The sequence below is a fragment of the Micrococcus sp. genome, assembly GCF_030523875.1.
Classification (GTDB): Bacteria; Actinomycetota; Actinomycetes; order Actinomycetales; family Micrococcaceae; genus Micrococcus.
In genome coordinates this window covers 2,517-16,612 of sequence record NZ_JAUNHR010000057.1, presented here as the reverse complement: position 1 = coordinate 16,612, position 14,096 = coordinate 2,517, and the positions used below count along the sequence as shown (strand labels likewise).

The 14,096-nt window shown below is 74.1% G+C and carries 13 protein-coding genes; all 13 read left to right on the top strand.

Annotation, left to right across the window (positions count from 1 at the left end):
* Positions 1-460 (top strand): acetyl-CoA carboxylase biotin carboxyl carrier protein subunit (locus Q4D18_RS08365; protein WP_303127268.1); only part of this gene is annotated, 460 nt, incomplete at its 5' end.
* On the top strand, positions 457-1,644 hold the full coding sequence (locus tag Q4D18_RS08360) for an acyl-CoA dehydrogenase family protein (RefSeq protein ID WP_303127266.1): 1,188 nt from the start codon (positions 457-459) through the stop codon (positions 1,642-1,644). The genes Q4D18_RS08365 and Q4D18_RS08360, both read left to right, overlap by 4 nt.
* A 4-nt stretch (positions 1,645-1,648) precedes the next feature.
* Positions 1,649-2,137 carry a MaoC family dehydratase gene (locus Q4D18_RS08355; RefSeq protein ID WP_303127265.1) on the top strand — a complete coding sequence of 163 codons (489 nt, stop codon included), beginning with the start codon at positions 1,649-1,651 and terminating at the stop codon, positions 2,135-2,137.
* A gap of 35 nt (positions 2,138-2,172) precedes the next feature.
* A complete protein-coding gene (locus Q4D18_RS08350) occupies positions 2,173-3,009 on the top strand; it encodes a CoA ester lyase (RefSeq protein ID WP_303127272.1) in 837 nt (278 codons plus the stop codon).
* Between the two features lie 157 nt (positions 3,010-3,166).
* A complete protein-coding gene (locus tag Q4D18_RS08345) occupies positions 3,167-3,541 on the top strand; it encodes a DUF485 domain-containing protein (protein WP_303127264.1) in 375 nt (124 codons plus the stop codon).
* Complete coding sequence (locus Q4D18_RS08340) at positions 3,538-5,163, top strand: cation acetate symporter (RefSeq protein ID WP_303127262.1); 1,626 nt, start codon at positions 3,538-3,540, stop codon at positions 5,161-5,163. The genes Q4D18_RS08345 and Q4D18_RS08340 overlap by 4 nt, the downstream gene beginning before the upstream one ends.
* Before the next feature lie 142 nt (positions 5,164-5,305).
* Complete coding sequence (gene dxr / locus Q4D18_RS08335) at positions 5,306-6,565, top strand: 1-deoxy-D-xylulose-5-phosphate reductoisomerase (RefSeq protein WP_303127260.1); 1,260 nt, start codon at positions 5,306-5,308, stop codon at positions 6,563-6,565.
* Positions 6,562-7,932, top strand: coding sequence for an RIP metalloprotease (locus tag Q4D18_RS08330; RefSeq protein WP_303127258.1), 1,371 nt, complete (start codon positions 6,562-6,564; stop codon positions 7,930-7,932). The genes dxr and Q4D18_RS08330 overlap by 4 nt, the downstream gene beginning before the upstream one ends.
* A gap of 71 nt (positions 7,933-8,003) precedes the next feature.
* Positions 8,004-9,005, top strand: a complete 1,002-nt coding sequence (locus tag Q4D18_RS08325) for a hypothetical protein (RefSeq protein ID WP_303127256.1) — start codon at positions 8,004-8,006, stop codon at positions 9,003-9,005.
* Between the two features lie 125 nt (positions 9,006-9,130).
* The gene (gene ispG, locus Q4D18_RS08320; RefSeq protein WP_303127270.1) at positions 9,131-10,282 is read left to right on the top strand and encodes a flavodoxin-dependent (E)-4-hydroxy-3-methylbut-2-enyl-diphosphate synthase; all 1,152 of its coding nucleotides are present in this window, start codon (positions 9,131-9,133) and stop codon (positions 10,280-10,282) included.
* Complete coding sequence (locus tag Q4D18_RS08315) at positions 10,257-11,186, top strand: DUF4081 domain-containing GNAT family N-acetyltransferase (RefSeq protein WP_303127254.1); 930 nt, start codon at positions 10,257-10,259, stop codon at positions 11,184-11,186. Before ispG ends, Q4D18_RS08315 begins: the two co-directional genes overlap by 26 nt.
* Before the next feature lie 102 nt (positions 11,187-11,288).
* Entirely contained in the window at positions 11,289-13,115 is a 1,827-nt protein-coding gene (locus Q4D18_RS08310) for a proline--tRNA ligase (RefSeq protein WP_303127252.1), read from the top strand.
* Positions 13,116-13,200: 85 nt separating this feature from the next.
* Complete coding sequence (locus Q4D18_RS08305) at positions 13,201-13,998, top strand: TSUP family transporter (protein ID WP_303127250.1); 798 nt, start codon at positions 13,201-13,203, stop codon at positions 13,996-13,998.
* Positions 13,999-14,096 lie beyond the last annotated feature (98 nt).

Genomic DNA, 14,096 nt, shown 5'->3' with positions numbered 1-14,096 from the left:
CACGCTCACCCCGCCGCGGGCGGATGCCGAGCCGGACGAGGACCCGGCCGCCCTCGCGGGCGTCGAGCTCGTGGCCGGCCATCCGGCGGACCCCTCCGCCGCCTGGATCCACCGCGACGGCGGCACCTGGCGCGTCGCCCGCCTCACCCGCGCCGAGCGGGTGGAGGCCGCCCGCGCCGCGGCCGCCGCGCGTCGTGCCCCGGAGGGCGCCGCCTCCCCGGAGGCGCGCACCCCCATGCCCGGCACGGTGGTCGCGGTGTCGGTCGCCTCGGGCGACCGCGTCGAGGCGGGGGCCGAGCTGGCCGTCGTCGAGGCCATGAAGATGGAGCACCCCGTCACGGCCGCCGTCGCCGGCACCGTCACCGTCCACGTCGTCGCCGGCCAGTCCGTGGCCGCCCAGACCCTGATCGCCGTCGTCGAGCCCGCCGCCGCGCCCACCGCCGAAGGAGAGTCCGCATGAGCACCGCCCACCGCACCCTGCCCGCCCTCGAGGAGGACTACCAGCTCCTCTCCGACACCGTCCGGGAGTTCGCCGACGAGGTCGTCGCGCCCGTCTCGGCCGAGCTGGACGCGAAGCACGAGTTCCCGTACGCGATCGTCGCCCAGATGGGGGAGATGGGCCTGTTCGGCCTGCCCTTCCCCGAGGAGTTCGGCGGCATGGGCGGGGACTACTTCGCCCTGTCCCTGGCCCTCGAGCAGCTCGCCCGCGTCAACCAGTCCGTGGCCATCACCCTGGAGGCCGGGGTGTCCCTCGGCGCCATGCCGATCCTGAAGTTCGGCACGCAGGAGCAGAAGGAGCGCTGGCTGCCCTCCCTGGCCTCGGGCGAGGCGCTGGCCGGCTTCGGGCTCACGGAGCCCGGCGCCGGCTCCGACGCCGGCGGCACCCAGACCACCGCCCGCCTCGAGGACGGGTCCTGGCGCGTCAACGGCGCCAAGGAGTTCATCACCAACTCCGGCACGGACATCACCCGGTTCGTCACCGTCACCGCGGTCACCGGCGAGCGCGAGGGGCGCACGGGCCCGGACGGGCGCCCGGCCAAGGAGATCTCCACGATCATCGTGCCCTCGGACACGCCCGGCTTCACGGTCGGGAAGGCCTACGACAAGGTCGGCTGGAACTCCTCGGACACCCATCCGCTGCACTTCAAGGACGCCGTCGTCCCGGAGGAGAACCTCCTGGGCGAGCGCGGCCGCGGCTACGCGCACTTCCTGTCCATCCTCGACGAGGGGCGCATCGCGATCGCGGCCCTGGCCACCGGCGCCGCGCAGGGCTGCGTGGACGAGTGCATCGCCTACGCCAGGCAGCGCACCTCGTTCGGCTCCCCGATCGCCAGCTTCCAGGCGGTGTCCTTCAAGATCGCCCGCATGCAGGCCCGTGCGCACGCCGCCCGTCTGGCCTACTACGAGGCCGCGCAGAAGATGCTGGCCGGCAAGCCGTTCAAGACCGAGGCCGCCATGGCCAAGCTGATCTCCGGCGAGGCCGCCATGGACAATGCCCGGGACGCCACGCAGGTGTTCGGCGGCTACGGGTTCGTCAACGAGTCCCTGGTGGCCCGCCACTACCGCGACTCCAAGATCCTCGAGGTCGGGGAGGGCACCACCGAGGTGCAGCTCATGCTGATCGCCCGCGAGCTGGGGCTCTGAGGCCGTGGCCGAGCCGATCGTCCAGCGCGGGCGCTACGCCGACGAGCTCGAGGTCGGGCAGGTCTACGAGCACCGCCCTGGCCGGACCCTCACGGAGGCGGACAACGTCGCGTTCACCACGCTCACCATGAACACCCAGGCCCTGCACCTGGACCACGCGTTCGCGGCCACGCAGTCCTTCGGACGGCCGCTGATGAACTCGATGCTCACGCTGGCCACCATGGTGGGCCAGTCCGTGGGGCAGCTGACCCAGGGCACGCTCGTGGCGCAGCTGGGCCTGGGGGAGATCTCCTTCCCCGCCCCGGTGTTCCCGGGGGACACCCTGTACACGGCCACCGAGGTGCTCTCCGTCCGGGAGTCCTCCTCCCGGCCGGGGCAGCGGATCGTGGTGTTCGCGCACACCGGGACCACCCAGGACGGCACGGTGGTGGCCCGCGCCCAGCGCACGTGCCTGATGTGGACCGCGGCCGCCCACCGGGAGGCCGGGGCGTGAGCGCCGCCGCCCGCCTGGAGCACGGCCCGGCCGTGATGTTCACCCCCGCCGACCGCCCCGAGCGGTTCGCCGGCGGACTGGCCAAGGCCGACGCCGTCATCCTCGACCTCGAGGACGCCGTCACCCCCGACGCGCGGCCGGCCGCCCGCCGCGCCGTCGTCGAGGCCTGGGCCACGCGCGGGGAGACGGGCCTGGACCCGGAGCGCGTGGTGGTGCGCGTGAACCCCGCCGGCACGCAGGACCACGCCGCGGACCTGGCCGCGCTCGCCGACACCGGCTGGCGCACCCTCATGCTGGCCAAGGCGGAGGCCCCCGCGCAGGTGGACGGGATCGTCGCGGCGCTGGGCGGTCGGGTGCGCGTGGCCGCCCTGTGCGAGACCGCCGCCGGGGTGCTGGCGGCCCCCGCGCTCGCGGCGCACCCGCACGTGGGTGCCCTCATGTGGGGCGCCGAGGACCTGGTGGCCTCGATGGGCGGGTCCTCCTCGCGGGGGGCCGACGGCGCCTACCGTGAGCCGGTGCGTCATGCGCGCTCGGCCGTCCTGCTGGCCGCCGCCGCCCACGGCGTGGCGGCCTGGGACGCCGTGTTCCTGGACCTGGCGGACGTCGAGGGGCTGGCCGCGGAGGCCGAGGACGCGGCGGCTCTGGGCTGCGCCGCCACCGTGTGCCTGCACCCACGTCAGGTGCCGGTGGTCCGTTCTGCATACACGCCGGCACCGGAGACGGTGGACCGGGCGCGTCGGGTGCTGGCGGCCGCCCGGGGTCGCCGTGGGGCCTTCGCGCTGGACGGGGCGATGGTGGACGAGGTCGTCCTGGTCCAGGCCCATGCGGTCCTGGCGCGTGCCGAGGGGGGCGGGGCGTCGGCGTCGGAATGATCCGGGCCGTGCGGAGGGGCGCGGCGCGTCAAGCAGACGTCATCCAGGGCTTTGTATACAGCCCCCCTTGACCTGAGCCCGCCGAGGACGCAGAGTGTGATCACCCTCACTGTGATCCCGGTCACGGTGTCCCCGCACCCACCCCTCGGAGGCACCCATGTCATCCACCGAACACGCTCCGCCGTCGCCGACGGCCGAGCAGTTCCGCGCCGCCCAGCGCTCGGAGGAGTTCGTCGAGCTCCGCCGCACCCACCGCTCCTTCGCCTTCCCCATGACCGTGGCGTTCTTCGTCTGGTACCTGCTGTTCGTCATCATGGGGGCGTTCGTCCCCCAGGTCATGGCGATCCGCCTGTGGGACAACATCACCCTGGGGCTCGTGCTCGGGCTGCTGCAGTTCGTCACCACGTTCGCGATCACGTTCGCCTACGTCCGCTTCTCCAACCGCGTCCTGGACCCGCGCGCCACCGCCCTGCGCGAGCGCCTCGAGCGCGAGGCCGTCGCCGGCCCTGAGACCCCGGAGGCCACCCGATGAGCGCATCGCTGCCCCTGCTCCAGACCACGGCCACGGCCACGGTGGGCAACCCCCTGGTCAACATCGGCATCTTCGTGGCCTTCGTGGTGGTCACCCTGGTGATCGTGATCCGCGCGTCGAAGACCAGCCGCTCCTCGGCGGACTACTACGCCGGCGGCCGCGGCTTCTCCGGCACCCAGAACGGCACCGCCATCGCGGGCGACTACCTCTCGGCCGCGTCGTTCCTCGGCATCGTCGGCGCCATCGCCCTCTACGGCTACGACGGCTTCCTCTATTCGATCGGCTTCCTCGTGGCGTGGCTCGTGGCCCTGCTGCTCGTGGCCGAGCTGCTGCGCAACACGGGCAAGTTCACGATGGCCGACGTGCTGTCCTTCCGCCTGCGCCAGAAGCCGGTGCGCATCGCGGCCGCCTTCGGCACCATGGCGGTCTGCCTCTTCTACCTCCTGGCCCAGATGGCCGGCGCCGGCGGCCTCGTGGCCCTGCTGCTGAACATCACGGACCGCACGGGCCAGGCGCTCGTGATCATCGTCGTCGGCGTGCTCATGATCGTGTACGTGCTGATCGGCGGCATGAAGGGCACCACCTACGTCCAGATCATCAAGGCGATCCTGCTGATCGCGGGCGCCGGCATCATGACCGTGTGGTCGCTGGCCCTGTTCGGCTTCGACTTCAACGGCATGCTGGGCGCCGCCGTCGAGCTCAACCCCCAGGGCGAGGCGATCCTCGAGCCCGGCCTGCAGTACGGCAAGAACTTCACCACGCGCCTGGACTTCCTGTCCCTCGGCCTGGCCCTGGTGCTCGGCACCGCCGGCCTGCCGCACGTGCTGATGCGCTTCTACACCGTGCCCACGGCCAAGGAGGCCCGCAAGTCCGTGGTGTGGGCGATCGTGCTGATCGGCGCGTTCTACCTCTTCACCCTCGTGCTCGGCACCGGAGCCGGCGCCCTGATCGGCCCGGAGCGCATCCTCGCGGCCCCGGGCGGAGTGAACTCGGCGGCCCCGCTGCTGGCGTTCGAGCTCGGCGGCTCCATCCTGCTGGGTCTGATCTCCGCGGTGGCCTTCGCCACGATCCTCGCGGTGGTCGCGGGCCTGGCCATCACGGCGGCGGCGTCCTTCGCCCACGACGTGTACGGCTCCGTGATCGCCAAGAAGCCGCTCACCCCGGCCGAGGAGGTCCGGATCGGCAAGATCACGGTGGTGGTCATCGGCGTCCTCGCGATCGTCGGCGGCATCGCCGCGCAGGGCCAGAACGTCGCATTCCTCGTGGCCCTCGCCTTCGCGGTGGCGGCCTCGGCGAACCTGCCGACCATCCTGTACTCGCTGTTCTGGAGGGGCTTCACCACGCGCGGCGCGGTGTGGTCCATGTACGGCGGCCTCATCTCCGCGATCGTGCTGATCATCTTCTCCCCGGTGATGTCCGGGGCGGAGACCTCGATGATCCCGGGCGCGGACTTCGCCCTCTTCCCGCTGAAGAACCCGGGCATCGTGTCCATCCCGCTGGCCTTCTTCCTCGGCTGGCTGGGCTCCGTGACCTCCCACGAGGCCGAGGACCCGGACAAGCAGGCCGAGATGGAGGTGCGCTCGCTCACCGGCGTCGGCGCCGAGAAGCCGGTCCAGCACTGATCCCGGCGCGTCCGCCCGCGGACGCCCCACGACGACGGGCCCGCCCGTCCCGCCCTCACCGGCGGGGCCGGCGGGCCCTCGCCGTCCCCGGGGCCGTCCGCGGCCCCGGCCCGCGTCCAGGCGGCGCTGGCATGATGGCCCGGTGACCCACGGATCCCTCACCGACTTCACGCATTCCCGCCACGCCGACGCCGGCCTGGCCCCCGAGCCCCGCCGCGTCGCCCTGATCGGCTCGACCGGCTCGATCGGCACCCAGGGGCTGGACGTCATCGCCCGGTCCCCGGAGCGGTTCCGCGCCGTGGCCCTGGCCGGCGGGGCCAACACCGCCCTGCTCGCGGAGCAGGCGGTGCGGTTCGACGTCGAGGCGGTCGGTGCGGCCTCCGGCACGCCGGAGGAGCTGCGCGCCGCCCTGGCCGACGCCGCCGCGCGCCTGGGCCTGCCGGACCCCCGCCCGCACGTGGTCACCGGCCCCGAGGCCGCCACCGAGATCGCCGCGTGGGCCGGCGCGGACACGGTGCTCAACGGCATCACCGGCTCGATCGGCCTGCGCCCCACCCTCGCCGCGCTCGCGGCCGGGCACCGCCTCGCGCTGGCCAACAAGGAGTCGCTGATTGTGGGCGGCGCCCTCGTGAAGGCCGCCGCGGCCCCCGGGCAGCTCGTGCCCGTGGACTCGGAGCACTCGGCCCTGGCGCAGGCCCTCCGCGGCGGCACCGCGGACGAGGTCCGCCGCCTCGTGCTCACCGCCTCGGGCGGCCCGTTCCGCGGGTTCTCCGCAGAGCGCCTGCGCGAGGTCACCCCCGCCCAGGCCCTCGCCCACCCCACGTGGGACATGGGCCGGGTGGTGACCACCAACTCCGCCTCGCTCGTGAACAAGGCCCTGGAGGTGGTGGAGGCGCACCTGCTCTTCGACGTCCCGCTCGAGCGGATCGACGTGGTGGTCCACCCGCAGTCCGTGGTGCACTCCATGGTCGAGTTCACGGACGGCTCCACCTTGGCCCAGGCCTCCCCGCCGGACATGCGCCTGCCGATCGCGCTGGGCATCGGCTGGCCCGAGCGCGTCCCCGACGCCGCCCCCGGCTGCGACTGGACGCAGGCGGCCACGTGGACCTTCGAGCCCCTCGACGAGGAGGCGTTCCCCGCCGTCGCGCTGGCCAAGGAGGCCGCGGGCGCCTCGGCCACCCACATGGCCGTGTTCAACGCCGCCAACGAGGAGGCCGTGGACGCCTTCCACGACGGCGCGATCCGCTTCGACCGCATCCTCGAGACCGTGCGCGCCGTCCTGGGGGAGTACCGGCCCGAGGACGTCCTCGCGGCGGCCGGCCAGGACCCGGTGGACCTCACGGTGGAGGCCGTGCTGGCCGCCGAGGACTGGGCCCGCCGCGCCGCGCGCGGCCGCTGGTGAGCGCCGTGGACGCCCTGTGGTCCCTCGGCGGCGTGCTCGTCGTCGCCCTCGGCCTGGCCCTGTCCATCGCCCTGCACGAGGTGGGGCACCTGGTGCCCGCCAAGGCGTTCGGCGTGCGCGTCACCCAGTACATGGTGGGCTTCGGGCCCACGGTGGCCTCGTGGCGCCGCGGGGAGACCGAGTACGGGGTGAAGGCCGTCCCGCTGGGCGGCTACGTCGCCATGGTGGGCATGCTGCCCCCGCCCACGGGTGGGACCGTCGCGCGCACCGGCTCCACCGGGATGCTCGCCCGGGCCGGGCGCATGGCCGACGACGCCCGCGCCCAGGCCGCCGCCGAGCTCACCGCCGCGGACGAGGGCAGGCAGTTCATCCAGCTGCCGGTGTGGAAGCGCGTGGTGATCATGCTCGGCGGGCCGTTCATGAACCTCGTGATCGCCCTCGCCCTCACGGGCGTGCTGGTGAGCGCGTTCGGCGTCTCCCAGCCCTCCACCACCGCGGCCGAGGTGTACCGCTGCGTGGTCGCCGCTCCGGACCGCCAGGCCCGGGAGGCGGCCGGTGAGGACCCGGAGGCCTGCCGCGAGGGCGACCCCGTGGCCCCCGCCTACGCCGCCGGCCTGCGCCCCGGGGACACCGTGGTGTCCTTCGCGGGGGAGGACGTGGCCGGCTGGGACGCGCTCTCCGCGGCCATCCGCGAGCGCGCCGGGCAGCCCACCCCGATCGTGTGGGAGCGGGACGGGGAGCGGATCGAGTCGACCCTCACCCCCCGCCTGACGGAGCGCCCCGTGACCGACGCCCTCGGCGTGCCCGAGCGCGCCGCCGACGGCGGGGTCCGCACGGAGCCGGTCGGGTTCATCGGCCTGGGGTCACGGCAGGAGACGGTCCGGCTCCCGGCGTGGGAGGCGGTCCCCACCGTGGGGCGCCAGATCGCCGCCGTGGCGGACGTGATCCTCGTGCTGCCGCAGCGGCTGTGGGACACCGCCGTCGCCGTCGTCACGCCCGCCGAGCGGGACCCTAACGGGCCGATGTCCGTGGTGGGCGTGGGGCGGATCGCCGGTGAGGCCGCCGCCCTGGACTCCGTGGCGCTCGCGGACAAGGCCGCCCTGATGCTCTCCCTCGTGGCCGGCGTCAACGTGGCCCTGATGGTCTTCAACCTGATCCCGCTGCTGCCGCTGGACGGCGGGCACGTGGCCGGCGCCCTGTACGAGGGCCTGCGGCGGTGGTGGGCGCGGCTGCGGGGCCGCCCGGACCCCGGTCCCTTCGACCTGGCCGTGATGCTGCCGCTGACGTACGCGGTCGGTGCGCTCATGCTGGGCATGGGCGTGCTGCTGATCGTGGCGGACGTGGTGGAGCCCGTGCGCCTCTTCTGACGCCCAGACGACGGCGCGCCGAGGAGTCCTCCTGTGACCTGAGCGTGACCTGGATGTCGTAGATTCGCCGCATGTCAGAATCGCCTTCCCTGCGTCCGATGCGCCGTGCCCTGTCCCGTCGAGAGGCCCTGCTGGGCCTGGGAGGGCTGACGGTCGCGCTCGCCGGCTGCGGAGCGGACGAGGAGCCGGCGGCCGAGGCCGCCGGGTCGGGTGCCGTCCCCGGCACGCCGGAGGGCTCCGCCACCTCCACCGCCCCGACCCCCAGCCCCACCCCCGCGGAGGCCGAGCTGCCCGGCGGCGGCCGCACCCTGTTCCCCGCCCGTCGCCTCGTGGCGCTCTACGGCACCCCCGGGGTGCCCGGCCTGGGCCTGCTCGGCGAGCAGGACCTGCAGGCGAGCATCGACCGGGTCAAGGACCTGGCGGCGTCCTACCAGCCCTTCTCGGAGGAGCCGGTGCAGCCGGCGTTCGAGATGATCACCACCATGGCCACCGCCGACCCCGGCCCGCAGGGGGCGTACTCGCGTCCGGTGGACCGGAAGCGGCTCGAGGAGTGGGTGACCGGTGCGGGCGAGGCCGGCGTGCACGTGGTGCTGGACCTGCAGACCGGCTTCGAGGACTTCCTCACGCAGGCCAAGCGCATCGAGGACCTGCTCGTGCTGCCCCATGTGGGCCTCGCCCTGGACCCGGAGTGGCGCCTGCGCGAGGGCCAGAAGCACATGCGGGACATCGGGCAGGTCACCGCCGCCGAGGTCAACGACACCAGCGCGTGGCTGGCCGACCTGGTGGCCCGGGAGTCCCTCCCGGAGAAGGTCTTCATGCTGCACCAGTTCCGCCTGACCATGATCGAGCAGCGCGAGCAGATCGTGGACCGCGAGGGGCTCGCGTTCGTCCTGCACGCGGACGGCCACGGCCATCCGGAGCTGAAGTTCAACACGTGGAAGTGGCTGCTCAAGGAGCTGCCGGAGCACTTCTCCATGGGGTGGAAGAACTTCATCGACGAGGACACCCCCACGTTCACCCCCCAGGAGACCTTCGAGGTCGAGCCCAAGCCCTGGTTCGTGTCCTACCAGTGACACCGCGCCGGGGGCCCGCCCGCAGGGGTGCGGTCCCCGGCGCCTAGAATGGGCGGGACGTCCGGCGGCCGCGCCGCCGTCCCCGACCCCTCGTGAGGAGCGCCCCCGTGCCTGTGAGCCTTGGAATGCCGTCCGCCCCGCCGCCCGTGCTGGCCCCCCGCCGGCCCACCCGGCAGATCCAGGTGGGGCGCGTGGGCGTGGGCTCCCAGCACCAGGTCTCCGTGCAGTCCATGACCACCACGAAGACCCATGACATCGGCGCCACGCTCCAGCAGATCGCCGAGCTCACGGCCGCCGGCTGCGACATCGTGCGCGTGGCCTGCCCCACGGACAAGGACGCGGATGCCCTGAAGATCATCGCCCAGCAGTCCACCATCCCCGTGATCGCGGACATCCACTTCCAGCCCAAGTACGTGTTCGCCGCCATCGAGGCCGGCTGCGGCGCGGTGCGCGTCAACCCGGGCAACATCAAGAAGTTCGACGACAAGGTCAAGGAGATCGCGCAGGCGGCCACCGAGCACGGCACCTCGCTGCGCATCGGCGTCAACGCCGGCTCCCTGGACCCGCGCCTGCTGCAGAAGCACGGCAAGGCCACCCCGGAGGCTCTCGTGGAGTCGGCCGTGTGGGAGGCCTCCCTGTTCGAGGAGCACGGCTTCAAGGACTTCAAGATCTCCGTGAAGCACAACGACCCGGTGATCATGGCCCGCGCCTACGAGCTGCTGGCCGAGCAGGGCGACTGGCCGCTGCACCTCGGCGTCACCGAGGCCGGCCCCGCCTTCCAGGGCACCATCAAGTCCGCCACGGCGTTCGGCTACCTGCTGGGCCGCGGCATCGGGGACACCATCCGCGTCTCCCTCTCCGCCCCGCCGGTCGAGGAGATCAAGGTGGGCCTGCAGATCCTGCAGTCCCTCAACCTGCGCGAGCGCAAGCTGGAGATCGTCTCCTGCCCCTCGTGCGGGCGCGCCCAGGTGGACGTGTACACCCTGGCCGAGGAGGTCACCGAGGGCCTCAAGGACGTCACCGTCCCCCTGCGCGTGGCCGTCATGGGCTGCGTGGTGAACGGCCCGGGCGAGGCCCGCGAGGCCGACCTCGGCGTGGCGTCCGGCAACGGCAAGGGCCAGATCTTCGTCAAGGGCGAGGTCATCCGCACCGTCCCCGAGGACCAGATCGTGGACACCCTCATCGAGGAGGCCCGCCGCATCGCCGCGGAGATGGGGATCGAGGAGGACGGCGACGATGCGCCTGCCGCCGGTGCCCCGACGGTCTCCGTCCACTGACCGGGACGTCCGCGCCGCGACCGACGGGCGCGTCCGCCTCCTGAGCGACGCGGACACGCCCGCGCTCGCCGCCCTGGCCGTGCGGGACCCTGCGGTGAACGTCTACGTGGAGTCGGTCCTCGAGGCCGGTCGCCTGGCCGGGCCCCGCGGGGGAGCGGACGGCACCCTGTTCCTCGGCGTGGCGGACCCGGACCGGCCCGGTGCGCTGCGCTCGGCCGTGTGGGTGGGCTCCACCGTGGTCCCCGTCGCCGGGCACGACGACGACGTCCCCGCCCTCGCGGCCGCCGTCGTCTCCCTGCGCCGCCGGTTCGCGTCCGTGTACGGGCCCGCGGGCACGGTGCTGCCGATCGGCGCGGCGCTGCGCGCCGCCGGCCACCGTCCCCGCGCGGTCCGCGAGGACCAGCCCCTGCTCGTGCTGGGACAGGGGGGCCTGGCGTCCGCGGACGGGGCGGGCCCGCGCGTCGGCGTCGTCCCCGCCACCCCGGAGGACCTGGACGCGGTCCTGCCCGCCAGCGCCGCGATGTTCGAGGAGGAGCTGGGCTTCTCCCCGTTTTTCACCGGTGCCGCCCAGTACCGGGACCGGGTGCGGCGCATGGTGGCCGACGGCCGGGTCATGCACGCCCCGGGCCGTCCCGTGGTCGGGGACCCCACCTCCGGGGTGCTGTTCAAGGCGGACATCGGGCTGCTGTCCTCCCGCTGCGCCCAGATCCAGGGCGTGTGGCTCCACCCGGAGCACCGTGGGCGCGGCCTCGCCGCCCCCGCCATGGCCGAGGCCGTCCGGCTGATCGCCCGCCGCGCCCCGCTGGTGAGCCTGTACGTCAACGCGTTCAACACCCCGGCGCTGCGCACCTACGCGCGGGTGGGGTTCGAGCAGGCGGGCACGTTCGCCACCGTCCTGTACTGACGGCGGGCCGCCCCGCCCGGGCGCGGGCCGATAGGATCGGGCCACCACGGCGCGGCCGCACGACCGCCGCGCACACCCCCGGCGCCCGAAGGAGGCCCACCCATGCCCCTGCGCATGTCCACCCTGTTCCTGCGGACCCTGCGGGACGACCCGGCCGACGCCGAGGTGGCCAGCCACCGGCTGCTCGTGCGCGCCGGCTACATCCGTCGCGCGGCCCCGGGCATCTACACGTGGCTGCCGCTGGGCCTGAAGGTGCTCGCCAAGGTGGAGGCCGTCGTCCGCGAGGAGATGGACGCCATCGGCGGCCAGGAGGTGCACTTCCCGGCGCTGCTGCCGCGCGAGCCCTACGAGGCCACCGGCCGCTGGGACGAGTACGGCGACGGGCTCTTCCGCCTGCAGGACCGCAAGGCGAACGACTACCTCCTGGCCCCCACGCACGAGGAGATGTTCACCCTCCTGGTGAAGGACCTGTACTCCTCGTACAAGGACCTGCCGGCGTACCTCTACCAGATCCAGACGAAGTACCGCGACGAGGCCCGCCCGCGGGCCGGCCTGCTGCGCGGCCGCGAGTTCGTCATGAAGGACTCCTACTCCTTCACGGTGGACGACGCCGGCCTGGAGGAGGCGTACGACGCGCACCGCGCCGCCTACCTGCGCATCTTCGAGCGCCTCGGCCTGGAGGTTGTGCCGGTCAAGGCCACCTCGGGCGCCATGGGCGGCTCCCGCTCGGAGGAGTTCCTGCACCCCACCGAGGTCGGCGAGGACACCTTCGTGGAGTCCGACGGCGGCTACCGGGCCAACGTGGAAGCCGTCACCACCGTCGCCCCGGAGCCGCTGTCCGAGGAGGCCATGGCCGCGCTGCCGGCCGCCGAGGTGAAGGACACCCCCGCCTCCACCACGATCGCCGCGCTCGTGGACGTGGCCAACGGGCTGAACCCGCGCGAGGGCGCCCCCTGGACCGCCGCGGACACCCTCAAGTGCGTGGTGGTCGCCGCCGTCGTGGAGGGCGGGGAGCGCCGGCTGTTCGTCGTCGCCGTCCCGGGCGACCGCGAGGTGGACCTCAAGCGCCTCGAGGCGACCGCGGGCCCGGCCCTCGGGCTGGTCGGCGAGCCGACCCTCGAGGCCGCCACCGCCGAGGACCTGGCGAAGCACCCGGCGCTCGTCAAGGGCTACATCGGCCCGGGCGCCGCGGGCGCCGTGGAGGGCACCCCCGTGCTCGGCGCCGAGGGCTCCGTCTCCGGGCTGCCCTTCTTCGTGGACCCGCGCATCGCCCCCGGCACCGTGTGGATCACGGGAGCGAACGCGGACCAGCAGCACGTGTTCGGCCTCGTGGCCGGGCGCGACTTCCACTGGGACGGCGTGCTCGAGGCCACCGCCGTGCGCGAGGGCGACCCCGCCCCGGACGGCTCCGGCCCGCTGCACACCCGCCGCGGCATGGAGATGGGCCACATCTTCCAGCTCGGCCGCAAGTACGCCGAGGCCCTGGACCTGAAGGTGCTGGACGTCAACGGCAGGCAGGTCGTGGTGACCATGGGCTCCTACGGCATCGGCGTCACCCGCGCCGTCGCCGCGATCGCCGAGCGCTACCACGACGAGAAGGGCCTGGTCTGGCCCCGCGCGGTGGCCCCGGCGGACGTGCACGTGGTCGTGGCCACCAAGGGCGAGGACGGCGTGGACGCCGCGCTCGCGCTGGCCGCGGAGCTGGAGGCGGAGGGCCTGACCGTGCTCGTGGACGACCGCCCCAAGGTCAGCCCCGGCGTGAAGTTCAAGGACGCCGAGCTGCTCGGCGTGCCCACCGCGGTGGTCGTCGGCCGCGGCCTGGCCGACGGCGAGCTCGAGCTCAAGGACCGCGCCACCGGGCAGGCACGCCCGATCCGCGTGGACTCCGCGGCCGCCGAGGTCCTGGCCGTCGTCCGCCCGCAGGACTGACCCCGCACCGTCCCGACGGCCCCGCGACGCGCGTCGCGGGGCCGGCGGCGTCCCCGGTGCCCCCGGGCCCGTCTAGTCTTCCCCCATGGACCTGTTCGGACCCGTCGAGCTCACCCTCGGCCTCGTGCTGCTGGTGCTCCTCGCGGGGTTCGCGGCCGGCTGGATCGACGCGGTGGTGGGCGGCGGCGGCCTCCTGCAGCTGCCGGTGATGCTCCTGGTGCCCGGGCTGAGCCCGGTCCAGGCCTTGGCCACCAACAAGATGGGCTCGGTGTTCGGCACGGCGGTCTCCGCGGCCACCTACACGCGCCGCGTGCGCCCGGACCTGCGCACCGCGCTGCCGATGGCCGGCGTCGCCCTGGTCTGCAGCCTGGGCGGGGCCGTGGTGGCCACGGTGCTGCCCGCCGCGGTGATCCGCCCGGTGATCCTCGTGGCCCTCGTGGCGGTCTTCGCGGTCACGGCGCTGCGTCCGCGGATGGGCCTGGTCCAGGGCCTGCGCCACGCCGGCGCCGCCCACGCGGCGCGGGCGCTGGCGGTGGGCGCCGTCGTCGGCTTCTACGACGGCGTGCTCGGCCCCGGCACCGGCACCTTCCTGATCCTGGGCCTGGTCGGGCTGCTGGGCTACGACTTCCTGCAGGCCTCGGCCAAGGCGAAGATCGTGAACCTCGCCACCAACCTCGGGGCGCTGGCCTTCTTCCTCCCGGCCGGGCACGCCGTCCTCGGGCTGGGGCTGCTGCTGGGCCTGGCGAACCTCACGGGCGGCTACGTCGGCGCGCGCATGGCGATCGCCCGCGGCACCGGGTTCATCCGCGTGGTGTTCCTCGCGGTGGTCGCGGCGCTGATCCTGCGCCTGGGCTGGGACGTCCTGGCCCCGCTCACGGCCTGACGCACCCGCGGCGGCCCGCGTACAGTGGCCGTGCCGCCGACCGCGCGGGAGCCTCCCGGGGACCCGCCCCCACGCCGGACCGCGGCGCACCGCCCCGT

Coding starts and splice junctions, on each gene's coding strand:
- Q4D18_RS08360 (WP_303127266.1), top strand. CDS start 457: ATGAGCACCGCCCACCGCACCCTGCCCGCCCTCGAGGAGGACTACCAG.
- Q4D18_RS08350 (WP_303127272.1), top strand. CDS start 2,173: ATGTTCACCCCCGCCGACCGCCCCGAGCGGTTCGCCGGCGGACTGGCC.
- Q4D18_RS08345 (WP_303127264.1), top strand. CDS start 3,167: ATGTCATCCACCGAACACGCTCCGCCGTCGCCGACGGCCGAGCAGTTC.
- Q4D18_RS08340 (WP_303127262.1), top strand. CDS start 3,538: ATGAGCGCATCGCTGCCCCTGCTCCAGACCACGGCCACGGCCACGGTG.
- Q4D18_RS08325 (WP_303127256.1), top strand. CDS start 8,004: ATGTCAGAATCGCCTTCCCTGCGTCCGATGCGCCGTGCCCTGTCCCGT.
- ispG (WP_303127270.1), top strand. CDS start 9,131: ATGCCGTCCGCCCCGCCGCCCGTGCTGGCCCCCCGCCGGCCCACCCGG.
- Q4D18_RS08310 (WP_303127252.1), top strand. CDS start 11,289: ATGCCCCTGCGCATGTCCACCCTGTTCCTGCGGACCCTGCGGGACGAC.
- Q4D18_RS08305 (WP_303127250.1), top strand. CDS start 13,201: ATGGACCTGTTCGGACCCGTCGAGCTCACCCTCGGCCTCGTGCTGCTG.